This is a genomic window from Alphaproteobacteria bacterium HT1-32 (genome assembly GCA_009649675.1).
GTDB lineage: Bacteria > Pseudomonadota > Alphaproteobacteria > Rhodospirillales > HT1-32 > HT1-32.
In genome coordinates, this window is the sequence record WJPL01000001.1 from 783,396 (window position 1) to 805,309 (window position 21,914).

A 21,914-nucleotide genomic window follows, 5' to 3' on the forward strand; every position below is an offset into this window, starting at 1 on the left:
GCTCGCTCCGACGGAGGCCGGGAAGCACCGGGTATGGTGAAACAGGCCCGGATTTCCTACACTCCCGGAATGCCAGATTTCACTTTTGAGCGCGCCGCCGGGCATCCTGTTGCCGGCATTGATGAAGCCGGTCGCGGCCCCTGGGCCGGGCCGGTGGTTGCCGCTGCCGTCATTCTTGGCGAAACAGATTTACCTGCTGACATGCTGGCGCTGCTGGACGATTCAAAAAAACTGACAGCGAAACGACGGGATTTGCTGTTCGACCGGATCACGGGGGCTGCACTGGTGGGAATCGGCATGGCAGATGTCACCGAGATCGACGAACTGAACATCCTCAACGCCACCTATCTCGCCATGCAACGGGCCGCCGGCAATCTCCCGATTGCTCCGGCCTCTGTGCTGGTCGACGGCAACCGCCTCCCCGAACTGCACTGCCCGGCACAGGCCATTGTAAAGGGTGACAGCAAATGCTTCTCCATCGCCGCCGCCTCAGTGATCGCCAAGGTGTTCCGTGACCGGCTGATGAGCGAACTTGCCGAAACCTATCCCGGTTATGGCTGGGAACGGAATGCCGGTTACGGAACGGCTCAGCATCAGGCTGCTCTAATAGAGCATGGTATTACTCCGCATCACCGGAAGAGTTTTAAGCCGATTGCTGCGATTATTACATAAGAAATACTATATATTGTGTTTACTTACTGTTAACTATAAATAAATATTGACCGTTGAATCTGCCGGACTCAATGTCCGCGCATGAGAAAGAACGAACCAAAATTACCCTTGAATCAAGTGCTTGCCGGTGACTGCATCGAAATGATGAATGCACTGCCGGAAAAGTCCGTTGATCTTATATTTGCTGATCCTCCGTATAATTTGCAGTTGGGTGGCGAACTCTTGCGCCCGAATAACAGCAGGGTGGACGGGGTTGAGGATGCCTGGGACCAGTTCGACAGCCTGAAAGTCTATGACGACTTCACAACGGCCTGGTTATCTGCGGCAAAACGCATCCTGAAAGATGACGGATCACTGTGGGTTATCGGTTCCTATCACAATATTTTCCGGGTTGGCGCAACGCTGCAGGATCTTGGCTACTGGATCCTCAATGACGTGATCTGGCGCAAGACCAACCCGATGCCGAATTTCCGTGGCCGTCGCTTTACCAATGCGCATGAGACGATGATCTGGTGCTCAAAGGGTCAGGACGCGAAATACCGCTTCAATTACGACGCCATGAAGGCGCTGAACGAAGACCTTCAGATGCGTTCCGACTGGCTGCTGCCGATTTGCAGCGGCGGCGAGCGCCTGAAGAAAGAGGGCAAGAAAGCCCACGCCACACAGAAACCCGAATCATTGCTGTACCGCATCCTGCTGGCCTGTTCAGAGCCCGGCGATGTGGTGCTCGACCCCTTTTTCGGCAGCGGGACAACCGGTGCCGTCGCGAAAAAACTCGGCCGCAACTATATCGGCCTCGAACGGGAGCAGGAATACGTGACCCTCGCCACAGAACGACTGAAGACCATCAAACGCACCGGCGACATCTCGCTGCTCTCCACGCCGTCCAAGCGCAACGAACCCCGTGTCCCCTTCGGTACACTGGTTGAACGTGGCCTGCTGAAGCCCGGCGATGTACTGACCGACGGTCGTGAACATGTCAGCGCCCGTGTTCGCGCCGACGGCACCATCATTTCATCCGATCATCGTGGTTCGATTCACAAGGTCGGGGCTGCCGTTCAGGGCGCACCCGCCTGTAACGGCTGGACCTACTGGCATTTCCAGTCCGGCTCCAAACGCGTGCCGATTGATATCCTCCGCCAGAAGGTGCGGGCCGAACTGCACTGATCCGCACAGATTTCATCCGTATCGACAAAGCCTCTCCTCATCCTGAACCTGTTTCAGGACGAGGGCGTTCCGGGATGACATAGAAGACGGGAAAGTCTGTTTCTCTTCAGATATCCAGCAGCAGTTTGCCCCGGCTTTGCCGACCTTCCAGTGCGCGTTGTGCCTCAGCGGCCTCTGCCAGTGGCCAGCGCCGGTCCAGCGTCACCTCCAGCCGGCCTTCCTCATGCAGGCGAAACAGATCAGTGGCCCGCGCCCGCCGGGTGGCTGCGTCCGGGATATAATCCGCCAGATGCGGCCGGGTAAAAAAGACTGACCCGGCCTCGGCCAGACCAAGCGGCGAGACCGCCTCAACCGGCCCGGATGCAGCACCGAAATTCACCAGCGTCCCCCGCTTGCGCAGTGATTTGAGTGAATTATCGAATGTCGCCTTGCCGACAGAATCATAGACCACATGCACACCTTCCCCGCCGGTAATCTCTGCCACCCTCTCAGCAAAATTCTCCTCGTTATACTGAATCACATGATCCGCGCCCCGGTCGCGGGCAATTGCGGCTTTCTCTGCTGACCCTACCGTGGTTATCACCGTCGCTCCCCGGATTTTGGCAAGCTGGATCGCCAGTTGTCCGACACCACCGGCACCTGCATGAAACAGACAGGTCTGTCCCGGCTGCAACGGAAACAGCGAATGGGTGAGGTAATGAGCCGTCGATCCTTGCAACATCAGGGCCGTCGCCACATCCAGACCAACCGTTGACGGCACCGCTGTCAGTTTCCAGGCCGGCACCACAGCATATTCGGCATAAGATCCGAGGTTGAGGCAATAGGCCACCCGGTCACCGACTGCCAGATCCTGCACCCCCTCACCCAGCGCTTCAACGACACCGCCCCCCTCCATACCAATGATCAGGGGCAGGGTCTGGGCATAGGTATCAGACTTCTTGTACAGGCCGGAACGGACGTAGATATCAATGAAGTTCAGACCCGCAACCGACTGACGGACCAGCACTTCACCTGCACCGGGGGACGGCACCGGCATATCAGCGAGGACCAGCTGATCCGCTTCACCATAAGCACGGACAACTACCGCCTTCATGCTGCGGCCCTGTCTCTGCCGGAGAACGGCTCACCTTCACGCCCCCTGATCTGGGTGCGGTGCATGATGCGGCGGGCTGCAGGGTCGAACGGGTCACGTCGATGCATGGTGCAGCGGTTATCCCAGATCAGCAGGTCACCCGGCTGCCAGCTGTGATGCCAGGCAAATTCCTCACGCGCTGCATGGGTCCAGAGTTCATCCAGCAGGGCATCAGATTCCGCGACCGACAGTCCGGCAACCCAGGCATAGAGCCGGCGACCGAGATAAAGCGCCGGACGGCCGGTTTCCGGGTGATACCGTACAATCGGATGCAGCTGCCCCGGCGAGGTTGTGATGTCATCCACCGCACTGGCTCCCTGGCGACGATATCCGGCGCTGTTGGTGGTCGAATCATGCTTGATCTGTAATCCGTCAACGCGCCGCCGCAGATCATCCGGCAAAGCCTCATAAGCCGCATACATGTTCATGAACCCCGTCTTGCCTCCCGCTGGCGGTGTTTCCAGACAATGCAGCATGCTCGCCATCGGCGGAGCCGGAAGATAGTTCATGTCTGTATGCCATACCGCTTCCCCGGCCCCCAGACTGCCGATCGCCTCCCCTTTTTCGATTACATTGGAGATAACAAAAACCTCTGCAAAGCCGGAGGCATGGCGCTGGCCATTCTCATTCGGCGGCGCAATATCAAGTTCACCGAACCGTCGGCTGAATGCGACCAGATTGCTGTCGTCGAGCGTCTGGTTGCGAACCAGTACGACCTGATGATCCAGCCATGCTGAGTAGAGTGTCGCAAAATCACCGTCGCTGATTGAGGAGAGGTCGACTCCCCTGACCTCTGCTCCGATGACATCCGAGACGGGATGAACTGTTACGGCCTGATGCTTTGTCATGGTCACTCCTCCTGATTCTTTTCTGATGTCTGGTAGCACTTTGCGAGATCGTCTGCGGCGACTTTCAGCCGCTGGAAATGTTCTTGTGCGCGCCCAAGCGGCAGACGAAAAACCGGGGCATGAACGGACAGGGCAGCTATCGGACGCCCCCCGGCATCCGGAACCGGCACCGCGATACCGATCAGCCCGGTCATGTTTTCTTCATGATTCAGGGAATAGCCACGACTGCGGATCAGCCGGAACTGGTCTTCCAGCGCGGCCATATCAGTAATGGTGTTATCCGTATAACGTTCCAGCGGGCCTGAAATCAGACGTTCCCGGGTCCGTTTCGGCAGCCATGCAAGAAACAGTTTCCCCATGGCTGTCGCATGCAGGGAAACATGACTGCCCGCCGCCAGTTGCATTCGCAGCGGCCAGTCGCATTCGACACGGTGAATATAAAGCACCTGCGACCGGTCCATAACGCCGAGATTGCAGGTTTCGTTGATATCCGCCACCAGCCGCCGCAGGACCGCATCGACCGGCGCAATCCGGGCTCCTGCCTGCAGGGCAGCCAGCCCGACATCAATGGCACGATGGCCCACCAGATAGTGATCCTTTTCCGGATCGCGTTGCAGCAGACCGGTTTCCAGCAGCTGGCCGGTCAGGCGATGCGCAGTCTGGCGGGGCATGTCGAGCTGACGGGCGATCTCGGCCAGCGAGACCGGCCCCGGTGACGCCATCACCACATCAAGAATGGCCAGCGACTTTGCCAGCGCCGAGCCCCGGAGACTGTCCTGCGATACATCATTCATGGCAGGATCATCAGCAGGACCAGACCATTGAACAAGTCATATCCGGGACACAGCGTCCCGGTTTCTGGAATTTATGTCGGTTTAGTCGAGATCATCCTCGATCCGGTCCATGTCTTCATCCGACAGTCCGAAATGGTGGCCGATTTCATGGATCAGCACATGGCGAACGATATACCCCAGGTCTTCCCCGGTTTCGCACCAGTAATCCAGGATCGGGCGACGGTAGAGGAAAATCATGTCCGGCTGCCGGGCGACACCGCCGCCTTCACGCTCACCGAATGGCACACCGCTATAAAGGCCAAGAATATCAAACGGCGTATCGAGTTCGAGTTCCGCGCAGATATCATCATCCGGCAGTTCCTCAACCAGCACGGCAACACCCGCCGTGTAGCACAGCAACGCAGGGGGAATAATCTCCAGCGCCTGTTCGGCAAGGGCGGTGAGGTCTTCAAGGCTCGGGGGTAACAGATCAGGTTTCATGTCGCTGATATAGCGCAGAATAACTGAAATGCACTCCTTACTCTGCCAGCAGCGGCAAACGAATGCGGGCGCGCAGTCCGCCCTGCGGTGAACGCGACAGATCAATGTCACCGCCATGCCCGCGAATGATGTCCCGGGCAATCGTCAGACCAAGGCCGACCCCTCCGGTTTCCGGATTACGCGACTGGTCCAGACGAACGAACGGTTTGAAGACTTCCGCCAGCTGGTCATCCGGAATACCCGGCCCGTCATCATCAATAATAATCTCGACTGATTGCCGGCGGAGCCCGGCCCGCAGACTGACATGGTCGGCATAGCGCAGCGCGTTGGCGATCAGGTTCGTCACCGCCCGGCGAAAGGCGACACGTTTCAGCGGCAGGCGGATATCACCCTCGACATGCAGATCAATCGCCTCACCACTGCGCTGGTTGCGGCTGACCACATCACTCAGTTGTTCCCTCAGATCAGCCATCGCCGGTTCTTCCCGGCCTTCACCGCGGGCGAAGGCAAGATAGCCCTCGATCATATGCTCCATTTCAAGGATATCTTCATTCAGCGCACCCGCCGCCTCGCCATCACCCAGCATGGCCACTTCCAGTTTCATGCGGGTCAGTGGCGTGCGGAGGTCATGACTGACCCCGGACAGCATATCGGTGCGTTGCTGAATATGCCGCTTGATCCGGTCGCGCATTTCCATGAAGGCAATCGCTGCTTCACGCACCTCGGTCGCACCTTCCGGTTTGAACCGGGGGACTTCCCGATCCAGCCCGAAGGCTTTCGCAGCCACCGCCAGACGCCGGATCGGTCGGACCTGATTGCGCATGAAGATCATCGCCACCGCAAACAGGATCAGGGATGTCCCTACCATCCAGATGACAAACACATAGGTGGTCGAGCTGAACAGGCGCTTGCGCGGGGCAAGCACGGTCATGACCCCGTCCGACAGCTGGATGCGCATCAGTATCTGGCGGTCGCCCTCTTCCGGGTTCAGCTCGAACGGACGTCGCACCCGCTCCTCCAGCGACTTCGCCAGGGCCTTACCCATCATCCCGAAATCTTCCAGATGATGCCGGTTCTCCAGAATTTCTCCGGGGCTCATCTCAACCCGCAATTCCATCCGGTCACGTGCCCGCTTGATGATCCATGCCTGATTTTCCGGTCCGGGATAGTCGCGCATATGGTCCAGAATGATCGCGACATCACCCGCCACCCCGTTCGCCAGACGCCGGGTAACCGTATCCCAGTGGGTTTCAAAGAAGATCGCCGTGGCAACCACCTGCAACAGAATCAGCGGCATCACGATAATCAGGACAGCACGTCCAAGCAGGGATTTCGGCAGGAACCGTTTCAGTGAGTTCATGCCCGCCCCGGCTTCAGGACATAGCCCTGTCCACGTACCGTATGCAGATATCGCGGCATCCGCGGGTCGTCTTCAAACTTGCGGCGCAGGCGTGTTACCTGAACATCAATCGCCCGGCTGTCGGCATCAAGCCCCGCCGCCTCACAGAGCATTTCCCGCGACAGGGTTTCGCCGGGCCGGTCCGCCATGATTTGCAGCAAGGCACTTTCGGCAGAGGTCAGATGAACCGGCTGTCCATCCTCGTACAGCATCCCCCGACCGGTATCGAACAGGAACCTGCCCAGCCAGACCCGGCTGTCGGCAGCGTTCTCCGGTGGCAGATCCGGCGGGCCGACACGTCTCAGGATCGAATTGATCCGCAACACCAGTTCCCGCGGTTCAAACGGTTTGGTCAGATAATCATCTGCGCCGCGCTCCAGCCCTTCGATACGGTTTTCATTCTCCCCCATCGCGGTCAGCAGCAAAATCGGCACCGTACTGGTCTGGCGCAGGTCGCTGGTCAGTTCAAAGCCGTTTTTCCCCGGCATCATGACATCCAGCACGACAAGATCGACGGCAAAATTCTGAAGCTTCTGCTGGGCATCCGCCGCATCCTCGGCAGAGGTCACCATGAAGCCGTTATCCGTCAGATACTTGTTGAGGAGATTGCGGAGCCTTGTGTCGTCATCGACAACAAGTATGTGAGGCGCGTCTTCAGTCATCGCCGTCGGTTCAGGCCCGCCTCAACCGGGCAGGCAGGCCGTCCGGCGGGTCCGTGTCATCTTCCAGCGAAGCCGAGACACCGGCTGAATCATCGATCATACCCAGCAGCACACTGCGGAACCCGTCAACCGCCTCGGCCCCGGCTTCCCGATAGGCGCGGGCCATGCGGGCACGCTGGTCCGCCGTCAGCCGGCGCTCCAGCGCGTCGCCCTGCTCGGTCAGGCACAGCAGGCGCTTTCGCCGGTCAACTTCATCCGTACGCTGCGAGACATAGCCTTCCCGGACCAGCTGCCCCAGAACACGCGACAGGCTTTGTTTCGTGATGCACAGAATGGTCAGCAGCTCGCTCACCGTAATGTCCGGATTGCGGCCGATGAAATAGATCGCACGGTGGTGCGCGCGGCCCAGACCGATCTCGGCCAGAATGGCGTCAGGGCCTGCTGTAAAGTCGCGATAAGCGTAAAACAGCAGCTCAATTCCCTGCCGCAATTCCTCCTCCCGGAGAAAAAGCGGGTTTACGCCAGAGGGTTTCGTCGTTTTGATATCAGGCATGTGTTCTACGCATGGAAATAATTGGTCAGCACTGTTGACTTATTCTCCAGTGGAATGTTACAACCAAACTCGTAAACGCGACATATTCTAACAGCCGGAAACAAAAAAGATGGCAATGATTCCATTTGACGACCGTGACGGCCTGATCTGGTACAACGGCGAATTCGTGGACTGGCGTGATTCCAAAGTCCATGTTCTGACGCATGGCCTGCATTATGCAAGCTGTGTTTTCGAAGGCGAGCGCATGTATGCCGGACAGATTTTCAAGCTGGCCGAACATACGGAGCGTCTGGTGAAGTCTGGCAAGATCCTCGGCTTCGATCTTCCCTACAGTGTTGATGAGCTGAATGCGGCCAGTCACGAAACCTGCGTCAGGAATGGTATTCAGGACGGCTATATCCGCCCGGTCGCGTGGCGGGGCAGTGAAATGATGGGTGTATCGGCCCAGCATAACCGCATCAATGTTGCCATCGCCGCCTGGGAATGGCCCAGCTATTTCACCCCGGAAGCCCGCATGAAAGGCATCCGGCTGCAGATTTCGAAATGGCGTCGCCCGGCACCGGACACGGCACCGACAAATTCCAAGGCCGCCGGCCTGTACATGATCTGCACCATGTCGAAGCATGATGCAGAGCGGGATGGCTATGATGACGCCCTGATGCTGGATTATCGCGGTCAGGTGGCAGAAGCCACCGGAGCCAACATCTTCCTCATCATTGATGGCAAGATTCACACCCCGACACCGGACTGCTTCCTCGACGGCATCACCCGCCGGACGGTCATCGCCCTGGCAAAGGCCCGTGGCTATGAAGTGATCGAACGGGTCATCATGCTGGAAGATTTCGAGAAGGCGCAGGAAGTGTTCCTGACCGGCACCGCAGCGGAAGTTACCCCCGTCAGCGAAATCGGTCCCTACAAGTTCACGCCCGGCGACATCTGCAAGAACATGATGGCCGACTACGACATCGAAGTGCGGAAACATTCGAAAGCTGCCGCCGCCGAATAGGTATAACGCAGCCTCGACCGACAACGAAAACCCCTGCCCTGACCGGCAGGGGTTTTTATTTACGCGTCAGATAGCCGGAAAATCAGACAGCATCGCGGAGTTTTTCGGCGGTCATCAGGTCGACGCTGACCAGCTGACTGACACCGCGCTCACCCATGGTCACGCCAAACAGGCGGTCCATGCGGGCCATGGTCATGCGGTGGTGAGTGACCACCATAAAGCGGGTGTTGGAGGTTTTGGCGATTTCTTCCACCAGACGACAAAAACGGTCGACGTTGGAATCATCGAGGGGAGCATCGACCTCATCCAGCACACAGATCGGCGCCGGGTTGGTCAGGAAGACGGCAAACAGCAGCGCAATGGCCGTCAGCGCCTGTTCACCACCCGACAGCAGTGACAGTGCCTGCAGGCGCTTGCCCGGCGGGCTGGCCATGATTTCAAGTCCGGCATCAAGCGGATCATCTGATTCCGTCAGGCTGAGATGCGCCCGTCCACCGCCGAACAACCGGGTGAACAGTTCCTGAAAGTTCCTGTCGACGGTCTGGAAACTGGCCAGCAAGCGTTCGCGGCCTTCCTTGTTCAGGGCTGAAATGCCCTGCCGCAGCTTTGCAATCGCCCGCGTCAGGTCTTCCCGCTCTGACAGCATGGTTTCCATCTGCTCGGTCAGTTCAGTGGCTTCCTGTTCTGCCCGCAGATTGACCGGCCCCATATTATCGCGTTCCCGCTGCAGGCGCTCAAAGCGTCGTTCGGCCTCGTCCGAGGATGGCAGCGGCTTTTCCGGGTCCAGTTCGGCGATCCGCGGCAATGTCTGCGGGCCGGTTTCCAGCCGTTCGCGAATCTGACGGGCCAGGTCGCGCAATTCATTGTCGCCATGTTCAACGCTGGCTTCGGCACGCCCCCGCAATTCACGGGCCTCCGACAAGGCAGCCTCCAGCTGGCGAAGCTGCTTGTCCGCTTCACCCAGTCCGGTTTCGGCAACCGCCAGCTTGTCGGCAACTTCCTTCCGGTTCACCTCTGCGGTTTCCAGCTGCCCGGACAGGGCACGGCGTTTGTCATTAATCTCACCGGGCTGGGACGAGATCAGCTCCAGCTTCTGCTTTGCTTCATCCAGTCGCTCTGCCAGTTCTTTCAGGCGAGAGGTTGCACCACCGGCCCGGTCAGACCAGCTTTTCCGTTCTGCCGCGATCGACTCAAGCCGCCGCCTGCGTTCAGCCGCCTCGCGCATCAGCCCGTCCAGATGGCTCTGCGCAGACAGCAGCATGTTACGGGCTTCTGCCAGATCACCCCGGATGCGGTTGGCCTGTTCGACCAGCGCCGCACCATCTGTCATCTTTGCCTGTGCCTCGCGGGCCGCATCCAGTGCGGTTGAAATCTCGTTGCGCTCAGTCTGCAGGGTCGTTGCCGTCTCCCGTAATGCATCAAGCCGGGTGGTGGTTGCCGCGGCCTTTTCCCGCAGGCGGGCTGCCGTTGTCCGGGCGATCTCCAGATCCTGCTCACCATTACGCAAATGCTGGCGTGCGGCCTGTTCGTCCGCCAGCGCAGCCGTTGCCGCTTCCTTCGCCTGCTCGGCAGATTCAAGAGCCGCTGCCTGCCGGGCTGCAGACTGCTCAATCTGGGCTCGCAATTCCTTCAGGCGGTTGCGCTGTTGCAGACGTATCGCAGCGGCCGTCGGTGCATCGGCCCGGACCCGATAGCCATCCCAGCGCCAGAATGCACCATCACGGGTCACCAGCCGCTGGCCGGGGGCAAGACCGGCCTGCAGACGGTCGCCTGTCTCCACATCAGCCACCAGTCCGATCTGGGCCAGACGACGGGCCAGGGCGACCGGGGCATCCACCCCCTTGCCGAGAGGCTCCGCACCCGCCGGCAGTTCCGCCTGATCAGAATAAGCGGGTAAGGTTCGCCAGTGTTTCGGTGCCGCCTCGTCCAGCGGCAACTCAAGCTCCTCAATCGCCGCACCCAGCGCCGTTTCCATTCCCTTCGGCACGGTGACGGCATCAATCAACGGCGGGAACAGATCATCAGAGCTGCTGCCCAGCACCTGCGTCAGCGCCTTCTCCTCAGCCTGCAACACCGCCATACCGGCATTGATTTCCTGCTGTGCCTCAACCGCTGCACCGCGCTTTTCCTCCGCCTCAGCGCGGGCTTTCTCTGCCGCCTCCAGCGCCGTTCGTGCGGCAGCCACCACTTCCAGCCCGGTGGCTTCGGCTTTCTCGCTGTCTTCAAGCTGACCGGCAGCAACCGCATCTGCTTCTACTGCGGCGATCTGCTTTTCCGTTTCCTCCAGCCGGGTGACGGCACGACGCAGGCGGTTTTCCAGATCGGCAATCCGCCGGTTGGTTTCCACCCGCGCGGCTTCTTCATTGGCGAGCCGGGTCGTCAGACCATCCAGTTCGCTCTCCAGCCCGGTAACTTTCTCGCGTGCTGCGGTCACCGTTGCCTGTGCCGTCGCCTGTGCTTCGCTCTCGCCGGCGCGGGCTTCCTCAATGGTCGTTGATTCCGCCGTCAGCCGTTCAATGGCTGCGGTCGCATCCGTCGCCAGTGCCTGTTCACGTTCGGCATCCCGTCCGATCTGGGCAATCCGGTTTTCGGTCTCACGCCGGGCGACGGAAACACGCTGCTCGTCTGCATCCAGCCGTTCCCGTTCCAGGGTCAGCCGCTGCACAATAGCTGCGGCCTCGGCCTCCGCCTGTCGCAGGTCGGGCAGCAGGGCCGCAGCCCCGGTCTGTTGTGTCGAGGCACCGGCAACAGCGCGGGTCAGGTCATTGACCGTATTGCGCAATTCGCCAAAGGTTGCCCGCGCCTTGTCGAGATTGTCGGATGCCAGCGTCCAGCGCAGATGCAGCACCGTCGCCTCCGCCTTGCGGATCTGTTCGGAAAGATTGCGATAGCGGATGGCCTGACGGGCCTGACGCTTCAGGCTTTGCAACTGGGTCTCGATGGTCGCAACGACATCTTCCAGCCGTTCCAGATTGGTCTCTGCACCGCGCAGCCGCAACTCAGCTTCATGCCGCCGGGAATGCAGGCCCGTAATACCGGCAGCTTCTTCCAGCAGAGACCGGCGATCCGTCGGCTTGGCCGCAATCAGTGCGCCGATCCGCCCCTGACTGACCAGCGCCGTTGACCGTGCCCCGGTGGCCGCATCTGCAAACAGCAGCTGCACATCCCGCGCCCGGCTTTCCCGGCCATTGACCTTATAGACCGAACCCTGTCCCCGGTTGATCCGCCGGGTCACCTGCAATTCGTCGGCATCATTGAACATGGCGGGGGCAGTGCGGTCACTGTTATCCAGTTCGATCAGCACTTCCGCAACATTGCGGGCCGGGCGGGACTGACTGCCACCAAAGATGACATCATCCATCTCCCCGCCACGCATCTGCTTGGCAGAGGTCTCACCCATCACCCATTTCAGGGCTTCAACCAGATTGGATTTACCGCAGCCGTTCGGGCCGACAACACCGGTTACACCCGGTGCGATCTGCAATTCCGTCGGATCGACGAACGACTTGAAGCCGGTAAGTTTCAGCCGGTTGAACCGCACAGATCCACTTGTCCCCTATCGTTGCAGCCAGCCGTTATCCTCTCTCCCCCGAGAGGATAACGGGTTTTGACGGCTTGCGTCAGTTTGTCTTGTCTTCAACAGCCTCGGTCAGATTCTTCACGACATCCGCACCGCTTTTTACGGTAACAAAATCTGTGGCATCTTTGCCATAGACAACCAGACTCGGCGTGGCATTGACCTTGTAGAGTTCAACACCTTCCTGCTGGGCGGCCAGAATGCCATCCTGAAGTTCCGTATTCTCAAGGCAGGATTTCAGGCTCTCGCCATTGATACCGGCGATGCGACCGATTTTCAGCATCTCGTTGATGAACTGGTCTTCATCACGAACGGCCCATTTCGCCTGTGATTTGAACAGAATTTCGACAGTGCCAAAGAAACGCGGACCGCCTGTCGGATCGACGCAACGCGCCATCATGCCCGCGGCCAGTGCCCGGCGATCCAGCGGAAAGTCCCGGAAAATCAGTTTCGCCCGGCCTGTATCAATCAGTTCTTTCTTCACATTCGCCAGGTGATCCCGGTGAAAGGACGCGCAATGCGGGCAGGTGAAGGACGAAAACTCGACAATCGTAACCGGCGCGTTCGGGTCGCCCATTACCTTGTCAGCCAGCATCTGTTTCAGATCCTGTGCCGCAGACGGGGCCGCAAAAGCAACCAGACAGACGGCCATCAGGGCAAACTTACGTAACATGAATAAACTCCTGCATTTTTCAGACTATAGAAATGGCGTTTTTCCACCACAAGCAAGCGGCTTTTGCCGTCAGATTCGGGCAGCTTTGTGGCATCAGGGAGATCAAGACATCACGTTTTCGTCGGATCCGCCGCAATTGCCCGGCCAAGCCGGCGCAACGCATCCTTCAGTTTGTCGTCCGGCACGGCACTTGTCACCATGTCGATCTCGTTGGCGACGGCCTCGGGAATCGGCTTTGGCGTCAGCTTTTCACGCCGATGACCGGCCCGGGTACGGGGCAGAACACCCTGCAGAACCGAGATCCGGCTGATTGCGCGATAGCCGAAATAGGCGTTCACCCGCTCCGTGATCTGGATCGTCATATGGGTCAGCCGCATGGCCGTCGCCCCGTCACCCACCTTGATGGTCAGCGCGCCCGACCGTTCAGCCAGCTTCACCGGCCGGCTGGTCCGGGCCAGATCCGGGCCGACAATGCGTTCCCATTCGGCAATGATGCGGGGTTCCGCAAAGCCGCGTTTGCGGATGGCGCGATCACCGATACCGGCGGCACATTCACCTATCGCCACCGGGCGGAACCGGCGGCCGGGTTCTGATTGCTTCTCGACGTTCTTTGCTTTGGCCATTACATCCTGATCCTAATCAATTTTGTCCCCGGACGCCATGACCCCTGAAGACCTGCAACAAAGCCTGCTGGAATGGTATGATCGTCACCGGCGGGTGCTGCCCTGGCGCGCCCTGCCCGGCGAAAAGCCGGCCCCCTACCATGTCTGGCTGTCGGAAATCATGTTGCAGCAGACCACCGTGGCAACCGTCGGTCCTTATTTCCGGGAATTCCTTGAGCGCTGGCCGACAGTCAGCGATCTGGCGGCTGCTGATCTCGACGAAGTCCTGCATGCCTGGCAAGGACTTGGCTATTACGCCCGCGCCCGCAACCTGCATAAATGCGCCATTGCAGTAGCCGCGGAGCATGGCGGGGATTTCCCGGACACGGAAGACGGACTGGCCACCCTGCCCGGTGTCGGCCCCTATACCGCCGCCGCAGTTGCCGCCATTGCCTTCGACCGCAAGGCATCACCGGTCGATGGCAACATTGAGCGGGTGACCGCCCGGCTGCGCGCCGTGGAAGACCCCATGCCCGGTGTGAAGCCGGAACTCCGTCGTCTTTCAGCCGAGCTGACGCCTGACCGGCGCGCCGGCGATTTCGCTCAGGCGATGATGGACCTGGGAGCAACCATCTGCACCCCGCGCAAACCGGCCTGCGGTCTCTGCCCCTGGCGGCCGGGCTGTGCGGCACAGAAAGCCGGCATCGCCGCCGATCTGCCCCGCCGCGCAAAGAAAGCTGACAAACCCACCCGTTACGGTGTGATTTTCTGGGTCTCGGATATCCGGGGCTCAATTCTGCTGCGCCGACGCCCGGAAAAAGGACTGCTCGGCGGCATGATGGAGTTTCCCTCCACCGACTGGCGCCGCGAGGTCTGGACAGAAACCGAAATTCGCAAGGCCGCGCCTGCCGATGCCAAATGGCGCCCGCTGACCGGGATCGTCCGCCATACCTTCACCCATTTTCATCTGGAACTGACAGTCTGGGCCGGCAAGGCATCCCGCAAACCCGCAACCGGCGAGTTCGTTGCCATCGACTGCTTCAGCGACTACGCCCTGCCAACCGTCATGAAAAAAGTCGCCCGGCATGCCATGGGGAAGATGGAAAAATGATTGAGACTGCCGTATCTTAGCGCCTGCTCACAGGATAACACCGCCATATTTTCACCCCTTTTCACCGTGAGGTTATGGCATCGTCATACGAGGAAATTCATACATGCTTCGCCGTCACTCCGGCTTTCTGCTGGCCACTGCTGTCATCATGTTCGGAACAACCGGTTTTGCCTCCATGGCAACCGCTCTTGATGACGGGCCTTCAGGCAGCTCACGTATCGAAAACGAGTACAAACTGAACATGCCGCTCGATAAGTATGAGACGGTCTGGAGTTTCCTTGTTGATACCTATGTCACCCGGAAGAGCCTCAGCACAATTGATGCGGACTACACAACCGCCCCCTCTGTTGAGTTTTTTTCTGACCAGTATTTTGATGATGATGCACACAGTCTTCTCACCCATCAGCACGGGGTCAGAATCCGGTCCCGGTTCATTCCGGACAATCCTGCCAGCCCGAAGAACGGACGACGGCTGTTGCAAATCAAAGTGAGTAATATCGACGAGAAGGCCGACCTGAACCGGGCAGAAGTAAAATTCGATGTTGGCACCCAGGTCCGGCACAACATCAAACATCTGATCCCCTATGTGCAGCCACAGGATCTGCATGATGTTGCCACTGTTCTGAACGACCTGAATGTCGATATCCGGGAGCTCAAGAAAAAGATCACCCTCAAACAGGAGCGCCGGCGGGTCTATATCTCCTACCAGAACTCGCCCTTTGCGACGATCACCCTGGATAAGGTCGACACCTCTTTCATGATGTGGGGATGTTCTTTCGTTGAAGTGGAAATCGAACTGAACGAAATTCTTTATACCGCCGTTGATGACGACAAGAGAGACGAGATGGAAGAGGTCTCCGGCTTCATCAAGACTGTGCTGGAAAAGCAGTTTCCCTTTATCAAACGGGACCAGACCCCCAAGTACAACAAGGCCAGTCAGTGTCTGGGCGACAAGGCACCGTTCTACGAAACTCTGGTCAACCTGTTCTAGTCGCCCGGGAGCCCCGTCTGCTATTGTCAGCAACCGAAACCAGTCTCCGGAACGATCAGATGCTGACCATTGAAGGCTTTGAAACACAACGTATCAGAACATCGGGGGCCGACATCCATCTGGAGACTGGTGGCAACGGCCCGCCCTTGCTGCTGTTACATGGCTATCCGCAGACACATCTGCTGTGGCGCAAGATTGCTCCGGCCCTTGCACGGGATTTCACGGTTATCTGCCCGGATATGCGCGGTTATGGCGACAGCTCCAGACCAGCCTCTGATGCCAGCCATTCACCTTATTCGAAACGCGTCATGGCGCAGGATATGGTGGAGGTCATGGGCGCACTCGGTTTCGGGCCGTTCAGCGTTGCGGCACATGACCGGGGTGCCAGGGTATCGCACCGGATGGCGCTCGATCACCCGGACCGGGTCAGCAAACTGATTCTGATGGATATCGTGCCGACCCGTTACCGGTTCCAGCATGTCGACAAGGGCGTCGCGACCAAAGGCTATCACTGGTATTTCCTGATTCAGCCCGGTGGACTGCCCGAGCGGCTGATCGGTGCCGACACGGAATTCTTCCTGCGCCACACCCTTGCCAGCTGGACGGCGGTTGAAGGCGCTCATGAAGAAGCCGTGATGCAGGATTACCTGCGCTGTTTTTCTGATCCCGAAATGATCCACGCGACCTGCGAGGATTACCGGGCCGGAGCTACCATCGACCTGACCCATGATGAGGAGGATATCGACCGGAAGATAGCCTGTCCGGTGCATGTCCTCTGGGGGGATCGCAGCATTCAGGGTTCCCGGTTTTCCCTGCTGGATGTCTGGCGGGAACGGGCAACAACGGTCACCGGTCAGGCATTGCCCTGCGGTCACTTTCTGCCGGAAGAAGCACCTGATGAAACCCTGGCCGCAATGCTCGCTTTTCTGAAAAACTGAGACGGCTTCGGGCCTTCTTCTCAACCCTCCTGTCTAAAACGACGGGATTATCCGTAAACGAAGCCTTTAGCCGAGCAGATAGCCGAGGACGCCGTTCAGGCGCTGGCGGCCTTCTGCCGTCGCCGCCAGACGGGTATCGTCGAATGTGACCAGCCCTTCCCCGGCCAGTGTCGCCAGGCGTTCAGGGTCGAGGCAGCTCTCCAGTCTCTGACCGGTCTGCTGCCGGAACCGTGCCTGCTCCACACCATCACGCAGGCGCAGGCCCATCATCAGCAGTTCCTCGATACGCTCGGGCATCGGAACCGGGTTCCGGTCGACCGTTGCATGTCCCGCATCATCCACCCGGTTCAGCCAGATCTCCGGTGCCCGGTGCTGCCGGGTGGCAAATATCAGATCACCTGCCGTCAGCCGGCCATGTGCGCCGGGTCCGACGCCAATGAAATCACCACCCCGCCAATAGACCATGTTATGGCGACATTCACGCCCCGGCCGGGCATGGTTGGAAATCTCATAGGCGGGCAGTCCGGCATCATTCAGCCGGCTTTGAGTCAGTTCATACAGATCACCCGCCAGGTCTTCTTCCGGCAGCACGATTTCGCCCCGGCCATGCAGGGTATGAAACTTCGTTCCGGGCTCGATAGTCAGCTGATAGACCGACAGATGTTCCGGTTCGAAAGACAGCGCCAGTTCCATCTCTGCCGCCCAGTCAGCGGCGGACTGGCCCGGGCGGGCATAAATCAGGTCGAAACTGAACCGGTCGAAAGACTGACGTGCCGTCTCAATACCGCGCCGCGCCGTCGCCGCATCATGAGCCCGGCCCAGAAACCGCAGCTGTTCGTCGTCAAAAGACTGGACCCCCAGCGACAGGCGGTTAACCCCGGCTGAACGGAAATCGGCAAACCGGGCCGCATCAATGGTTCCGGGATTGGCTTCCAGCGTGATTTCCAGATCATCCGCAGGTGTCCAGAGGCTCTGCGCCAGTTCAATCAGCGCCTTCGTGGTTGCCGGGTCCATCAGCGAGGGCGTCCCGCCCCCGAAGAAGATACTGTCGAGGCGGCGGCCCGCAGTCTGTCCGGCATAATGACGAAGTTCAGCGATCAGTGCCGCCCGCCAGCGGTCATGATCGACAGCGTCGGCAACATGGCTGTTGAAGTCACAATAGGGGCATTTCGAAACACAGAAGGGCCAGTGAATATAAAGGCCAAAGCCACCCGGCCAGACCACAGCAGGCTGCTTGCTGTCAGCCAAAGCAGGCTGCAATCAGCTGGTCAAAAGCCCGCGCCCGGTGACTGATGGCATGTTTCTCAGCCCCGTTCATCTCGGCAAAGCTGCGGGTTTCGCCATCCGGCTGAAATATCGGGTCATAACCGAACCCGGCCGCACCCCGTGGCGGCCAGACGATGCTGCCTTCAACCCGACCTTCAAAACAGTCGATATGCCCATCTGGCCAGGCGAGACACAGAACGGCGACAAAGCAGGCACTGCGGTCCGCATTTTCGCCAATGCCTTCATTCACCCGCCTCATGGCCAGATCGAAATCCTTGTCATCGCCACCCCATCGGGCCGAATAGATACCCGGATCACCATTGAGTGCCGTCACACAAAGTCCTGAATCATCTGCCAGTGCGGGCAGGTTCGCCGCACCGGCCGCCGCCAGTGCCTTCAGTTTGGCATTCGCGACAAAGCTGTCTCCGGTCTCATCCGGTTCCGGCAGCCCAAGCGATCCGGCGGACACCGTATCAACCCCGAAAGGCTTCAGAAAAATGCCGATTTCACCGACTTTATGTTCGTTATGGCTGGCAACAACCAGTTTCCCGCCCGAGAAACGCCGAACCATCAGTCCTGATCCACCGTTGCCGGTTGCAGGCATCCCTTCGCAAGCTCCTTGAACGCCTGGGCACGGGCATCGATACCCGATTTTATCTCATAGCCCAGTTCCGCATAGGTCTTGGCATATCCGTTCGGCTGGAACACGGGATCAAAGCTTTCATGGCTCCCCCGTGCAGGCCAGACCATCATGCCATCCGCCCGTCCGACAAAAACCGCGCTCTGGCCATTCGGCCAGGCAAGAGCCAGCGCACAGTTATAGGAAGCCCGGCGGTTGCTGTGCTCGCCGAGACGACGCTCAACTTCTGCACGTTTTTCTTCCCATGTTTCCATGAACCGGGCTGTTTGCAGACCGGGAAACCCGTCGAGCGCCTCGACCATCAGGCCGGAATCGTCCGCCAGCGCCGGCAGTCCTGTCGCGGTTGCCGCAGCAACGGCCTTGATTTCTGCGTTCTCGGCAAAGGATTTGCCGTTCTCTTCCGGCTCTGGCAGATCCCAGTTACCGATCGGAACCGTCTTGATGTCGTAGGACTTCAGAAGGTCATTGAGTTCTTCCAGCTTGCCCGCGTTGTGGGTGGCCAGAACAATACGTGGTTCAACAAGCTGTTTGTGCATCGCTGACGAATGCCTGATTTACGCGGGTTTTGCAAGTATTTCAGCTAGATAGAGCAATCATCAGTAGATGATGTCGCAGACAGTGACCAGAACAGTGAACGTATTTCCCAAGCTTATCTGCGGGATTTATCCAGCCGCCACTGGGTCACACCCATCAGTGGCCGCCAGCCCTGATAGGGTCCGACCGGCTCCGCCCTTGCCACATTCATGCGCACCAGTTCACCGCCTAATGTGCCGTGATAACGCCCGATGGTCTGTTCACCCTCCAGCGTCACCACATTCGCAACCAGCCGGCCACCGGGTTTCAGGGCCTCCCAGCAGGCGGAAATAACCCCTGTCGACGTTATCCCGCCGCCGATAAAAACCGCATCCGGCGCCGGCAGTCCGTCCAGTGCAGCAGGCGCAGTGCCCTCGACAATCCGGAGCAGCGGCACCCCTAACGCAGCAGCATTACCCGCAATTCTGGCCCGTCGCTCCGGCTTTGGCTCAATCGCAATTGCGCGCGCACGGTCTGCTGCCCGCATCCATTCGATTCCGACAGAACCGGAACCAGCCCCCACATCCCATAACAGTGCTCCCGGCGTAGGCGACAGCGCCGCCAGTGTCATCGCCCGCACTTCACGTTTGGTCATCTGCCCATCGGAGATAAACAGTTCATCCGGCAAGCCGGGCACCCGTGACATCAGCCTCGCGTCAGGGCCGGCGCGGCACTCAACAGCAATCGTATTCAGATCACTGACCGCAGGATCGGCCCAGTCCGCCGCCGTCTCGGCCTGAACAAGCTGTTCGCGGTCACCACCCATATTTGACAGGACGGTCATCTGGCTGCTGCCGTATCCGAGTTCCGTCAGACGTTCTGCCACCTGCCCGGGCGTGGTGGCGTTTTCGCTCAGAATCAGCAGCCGCTGTTCCGGCGCCACATAGAGATTTATGAGATCAAGCGGACGACCATGCAGGGTCAGGCACTGAACATCCTGCAACGCCCAGCCGAGCCGCGCCGATGCCAGCGAAAAAGCACTGAGATGCGGGATGATGGTCATCTCCGAGCGGTCAAAGGACCGGCCCAGCGTGACACCAATGCCATAGCTTTGCGGATCACCGGTCGCCAGCACACAGACCCGCCGCCCCCGTTGGGCTGCGATATCGGCAACCGTATCGGTCAGCGGCACGCGCCAGGTCAGACGTTCTGCCGGATGGTCGCCGGCCATCGCCAGATGCCGTTCGCCCCCGACCAGCACTTCCGCATCATCAATCAGCCGCCGGGCAGCAGGTGTGATTCCCGCCAGCCCGTCTTCACCGATCCCGATGATGGACAGCCAGGCACTCATTGTGGTCGCGCCATAATGGCATTAACCGCAGCCGCGGCCATGGCGCTGCCACCACGCCGGCCACGGATGGTGGCAAAGGGAATGTCAGCCGGACAGTCTGCGATCAGCGCCTCCTTGGATTCCGCCGCCCCGACAAAACCAACCGGGAAGCCCAGAATGACCGCCGGTTTTGGTGCCCCGTCAGCCAGCATTTCCAGTAGATGAAACAGGGCTGTCGGCGCATTGCCAATCGCAACCACCGCCCCGTCCAGCCGCTCCAGCCACAGTTCCAGCGCCGCCGCTGACCGGGTAGTCCGCATCTGCTGTGCCATGGCGTAGGCTTCTGATTCCTCAACCGTGCAGATCACCTCGTTTTCAGCCGGCAACAGACGCCGGATCACCCCGAAGGCGGTCATGTTGCTGTCGACCAGCACCGGCTTGCCTGCTTCCAGTGCCGCCTTTCCCGCAGCAGCAGGGCCACCCCGGAAGACCAGATCATCCAGAATATCCGGCATCCCGCAGGCATGAATCAGACGCTCGGCCATCCGCTGCTCGCCGGCAGGCAGGGAAGCAAGATCAGCCGCATCGCGGATTTGCGCGAAGGAGGCCGCATAGATTGCCTCCGGATCGCGAATATAGTCGTAAGTCATGTCACCCAATTGAATGGCGCTCCCAGAATCCAGCCTTCTTCGGCCTCGACAGCCTGAATGATCTCCGGCGTCGTGCCTGTCGGCGGGTGAAACAGTTTCTCCAGTTCTCCCGCCGCATCAAGTTCCGCGAATCGTCTTGCCGCACCACGTACCTGACCGGCGTCTTTCGGCTCGCCCGGTTCCGGAGGATCCGCCAGTGGCGTCGGATAGACCTCCGCCAGAACAATCCGCGCATCATCCGCCGGGACGCCCCAACCCGTCTCAAATGGCCAGACCCGGGTTGCCGAGGAAAGCGCCGGGCTGAACCGGACCTGATGCAGCCGGGCGATACCGGTCAGCGCCTGACTGCCAACCGACCCCGCGCCCAGCAGTTTCCAGACCGGTTGTGTGCCCGGAACAATCGAATCGGCATAACGCTGTTCCGAAAGATCACCATATCCGGCAGCCTTCTTTGGCTGCAAATACCTGTAGCAACGGCCATGCGGGTGTCCCCAGAACGGGAAAGCCCGCCCGCTGCACCGCCTGTTCAGGGCCTCGGCAACATCAAAGCGGTTATTCGCATTATCGGGCTGATCGACAATCATATCCGACAGCAGGTTCCAGCTGGCCTGCCAGGCCGGTCCGGAAAGCTGGAGAGACGCAGCAAAACCACGGCTGTAGCCAACCGGAAAATCAAATCCGGCGAGAACACGGCGCCCTGCCGACAGCTCATCCGCCAGACAACTGACGATCCAGTCAGTCGCTGCCTGCCGGGTTGGCGGGTTGACCATCTCCGGGCGAACACCGGGGCCAGAAAGACAACACCAGATGCTGTCTGCCCCCGTCTTCGGCCTTGCCGCCGCAGACCAGTCCACCATCAGATAACGGTCAAACATCATCCCGCCAGATCACGCACATTTCGGTACCGCAG

The 21,914-nt window shown here is 59.5% G+C and carries 22 protein-coding genes; 6 read left to right on the top strand and 16 right to left on the bottom strand.

Annotated elements, in window-relative coordinates; genetic code table 11:
- Positions 1-69 precede the first annotated feature (69 nt).
- The gene (locus GH722_03725) at positions 70-672 is read left to right on the top strand and encodes a ribonuclease HII (GenBank protein ID MRG70865.1); all 603 of its coding nucleotides are present in this window, start codon (positions 70-72) and stop codon (positions 670-672) included.
- Between the two features lie 81 nt (positions 673-753).
- Entirely contained in the window at positions 754-1,839 is a 1,086-nt protein-coding gene (locus tag GH722_03730; protein MRG70866.1) for a site-specific DNA-methyltransferase, read from the top strand.
- 106 nt (positions 1,840-1,945) lie between these two features.
- Here GH722_03730 and GH722_03735 read toward each other — a convergent pair whose 3' ends face one another.
- From GH722_03735 to GH722_03765, 7 genes are all read right to left on the bottom strand, one after another.
- Positions 1,946-2,932 (bottom strand): zinc-binding dehydrogenase, encoded by a 987-nt coding sequence (locus GH722_03735; protein ID MRG70867.1) that lies wholly within the window; start codon positions 2,930-2,932, stop codon positions 1,946-1,948.
- Complete coding sequence (locus tag GH722_03740; protein MRG70868.1) at positions 2,929-3,819, bottom strand: TauD/TfdA family dioxygenase; 891 nt, start codon at positions 3,817-3,819, stop codon at positions 2,929-2,931. Before GH722_03740 ends, GH722_03735 begins: the two co-directional genes overlap by 4 nt.
- A gap of 2 nt (positions 3,820-3,821) precedes the next feature.
- The gene (locus tag GH722_03745; protein MRG70869.1) at positions 3,822-4,613 is read right to left on the bottom strand and encodes a helix-turn-helix domain-containing protein; all 792 of its coding nucleotides are present in this window, start codon (positions 4,611-4,613) and stop codon (positions 3,822-3,824) included.
- 81 nt (positions 4,614-4,694) lie between these two features.
- Positions 4,695-5,093, bottom strand: a complete 399-nt coding sequence (locus GH722_03750; protein MRG70870.1) for an acetylglutamate kinase — start codon at positions 5,091-5,093, stop codon at positions 4,695-4,697.
- A gap of 37 nt (positions 5,094-5,130) precedes the next feature.
- On the bottom strand, positions 5,131-6,453 hold the full coding sequence (locus GH722_03755) for a HAMP domain-containing protein (protein ID MRG70871.1): 1,323 nt from the start codon (positions 6,451-6,453) through the stop codon (positions 5,131-5,133).
- Positions 6,450-7,154, bottom strand: a complete 705-nt coding sequence (locus tag GH722_03760; GenBank protein MRG70872.1) for a response regulator — start codon at positions 7,152-7,154, stop codon at positions 6,450-6,452. Before GH722_03760 ends, GH722_03755 begins: the two co-directional genes overlap by 4 nt.
- 10 nt (positions 7,155-7,164) lie before the next feature.
- Positions 7,165-7,707 (bottom strand): MarR family transcriptional regulator, encoded by a 543-nt coding sequence (locus GH722_03765; GenBank protein ID MRG70873.1) that lies wholly within the window; start codon positions 7,705-7,707, stop codon positions 7,165-7,167.
- Positions 7,708-7,816: 109 nt separating this feature from the next.
- On the opposite strand from GH722_03765, the gene GH722_03770 reads away from it, so the two are divergent.
- Entirely contained in the window at positions 7,817-8,713 is an 897-nt protein-coding gene (locus GH722_03770; GenBank protein ID MRG70874.1) for a branched-chain amino acid aminotransferase, read from the top strand.
- Between the two features lie 82 nt (positions 8,714-8,795).
- Here the strand turns inward: GH722_03770 and smc are convergent, their stop codons facing one another.
- The 3 genes from smc to GH722_03785 form a co-directional block, all read right to left on the bottom strand.
- Positions 8,796-12,254: a chromosome segregation protein SMC gene (smc, locus tag GH722_03775; GenBank protein ID MRG70875.1), complete on the bottom strand. Its 3,459-nt coding sequence runs from the start codon at positions 12,252-12,254 to the stop codon at positions 8,796-8,798.
- A 79-nt stretch (positions 12,255-12,333) separates the two neighbouring features.
- Positions 12,334-12,963: a thioredoxin domain-containing protein gene (locus GH722_03780; GenBank protein MRG70876.1), complete on the bottom strand. Its 630-nt coding sequence runs from the start codon at positions 12,961-12,963 to the stop codon at positions 12,334-12,336.
- Positions 12,964-13,073: 110 nt separating this feature from the next.
- Positions 13,074-13,586: a DUF721 domain-containing protein gene (locus tag GH722_03785; protein MRG70877.1), complete on the bottom strand. Its 513-nt coding sequence runs from the start codon at positions 13,584-13,586 to the stop codon at positions 13,074-13,076.
- A 37-nt stretch (positions 13,587-13,623) separates the two neighbouring features.
- Between GH722_03785 and mutY the strand changes: the two genes are divergently transcribed.
- The 3 genes from mutY (at position 13,624) to GH722_03800 (ending at position 16,605) form a co-directional block, all read left to right on the top strand.
- Positions 13,624-14,676, top strand: a complete 1,053-nt coding sequence (gene mutY, locus GH722_03790; GenBank protein ID MRG70878.1) for an A/G-specific adenine glycosylase — start codon at positions 13,624-13,626, stop codon at positions 14,674-14,676.
- Positions 14,677-14,779: 103 nt separating this feature from the next.
- Positions 14,780-15,667 carry a CYTH domain-containing protein gene (locus GH722_03795; GenBank protein MRG70879.1) on the top strand — a complete coding sequence of 296 codons (888 nt, stop codon included), beginning with the start codon at positions 14,780-14,782 and terminating at the stop codon, positions 15,665-15,667.
- Between the two features lie 59 nt (positions 15,668-15,726).
- Positions 15,727-16,605: an alpha/beta fold hydrolase gene (locus GH722_03800; protein MRG70880.1), complete on the top strand. Its 879-nt coding sequence runs from the start codon at positions 15,727-15,729 to the stop codon at positions 16,603-16,605.
- 66 nt (positions 16,606-16,671) lie between these two features.
- On the opposite strand, the gene GH722_03805 is transcribed toward GH722_03800, so the two are convergent.
- From GH722_03805 to GH722_03830, 6 genes are all read right to left on the bottom strand, one after another.
- Positions 16,672-17,829, bottom strand: a complete 1,158-nt coding sequence (locus GH722_03805; GenBank protein MRG70881.1) for a coproporphyrinogen III oxidase — start codon at positions 17,827-17,829, stop codon at positions 16,672-16,674.
- A gap of 16 nt (positions 17,830-17,845) precedes the next feature.
- Positions 17,846-18,442 carry an RdgB/HAM1 family non-canonical purine NTP pyrophosphatase gene (gene rdgB / locus GH722_03810; GenBank protein MRG70882.1) on the bottom strand — a complete coding sequence of 199 codons (597 nt, stop codon included), beginning with the start codon at positions 18,440-18,442 and terminating at the stop codon, positions 17,846-17,848.
- Positions 18,442-19,047: a non-canonical purine NTP pyrophosphatase gene (locus tag GH722_03815; protein MRG70883.1), complete on the bottom strand. Its 606-nt coding sequence runs from the start codon at positions 19,045-19,047 to the stop codon at positions 18,442-18,444. The genes rdgB and GH722_03815 overlap by 1 nt, the downstream gene beginning before the upstream one ends.
- Positions 19,048-19,160: 113 nt before the next feature.
- Positions 19,161-20,375 (bottom strand): precorrin-6y C5,15-methyltransferase (decarboxylating) subunit CbiE, encoded by a 1,215-nt coding sequence (gene cbiE / locus GH722_03820; GenBank protein MRG70884.1) that lies wholly within the window; start codon positions 20,373-20,375, stop codon positions 19,161-19,163.
- Positions 20,372-21,004 (bottom strand): precorrin-8X methylmutase, encoded by a 633-nt coding sequence (locus GH722_03825; GenBank protein MRG70885.1) that lies wholly within the window; start codon positions 21,002-21,004, stop codon positions 20,372-20,374. Before GH722_03825 ends, cbiE begins: the two co-directional genes overlap by 4 nt.
- The gene (locus GH722_03830; protein ID MRG70886.1) at positions 21,001-21,879 is read right to left on the bottom strand and encodes a cobalamin biosynthesis protein CbiG; all 879 of its coding nucleotides are present in this window, start codon (positions 21,877-21,879) and stop codon (positions 21,001-21,003) included. Before GH722_03830 ends, GH722_03825 begins: the two co-directional genes overlap by 4 nt.
- Positions 21,880-21,914: the final 35 nt, after the last annotated feature.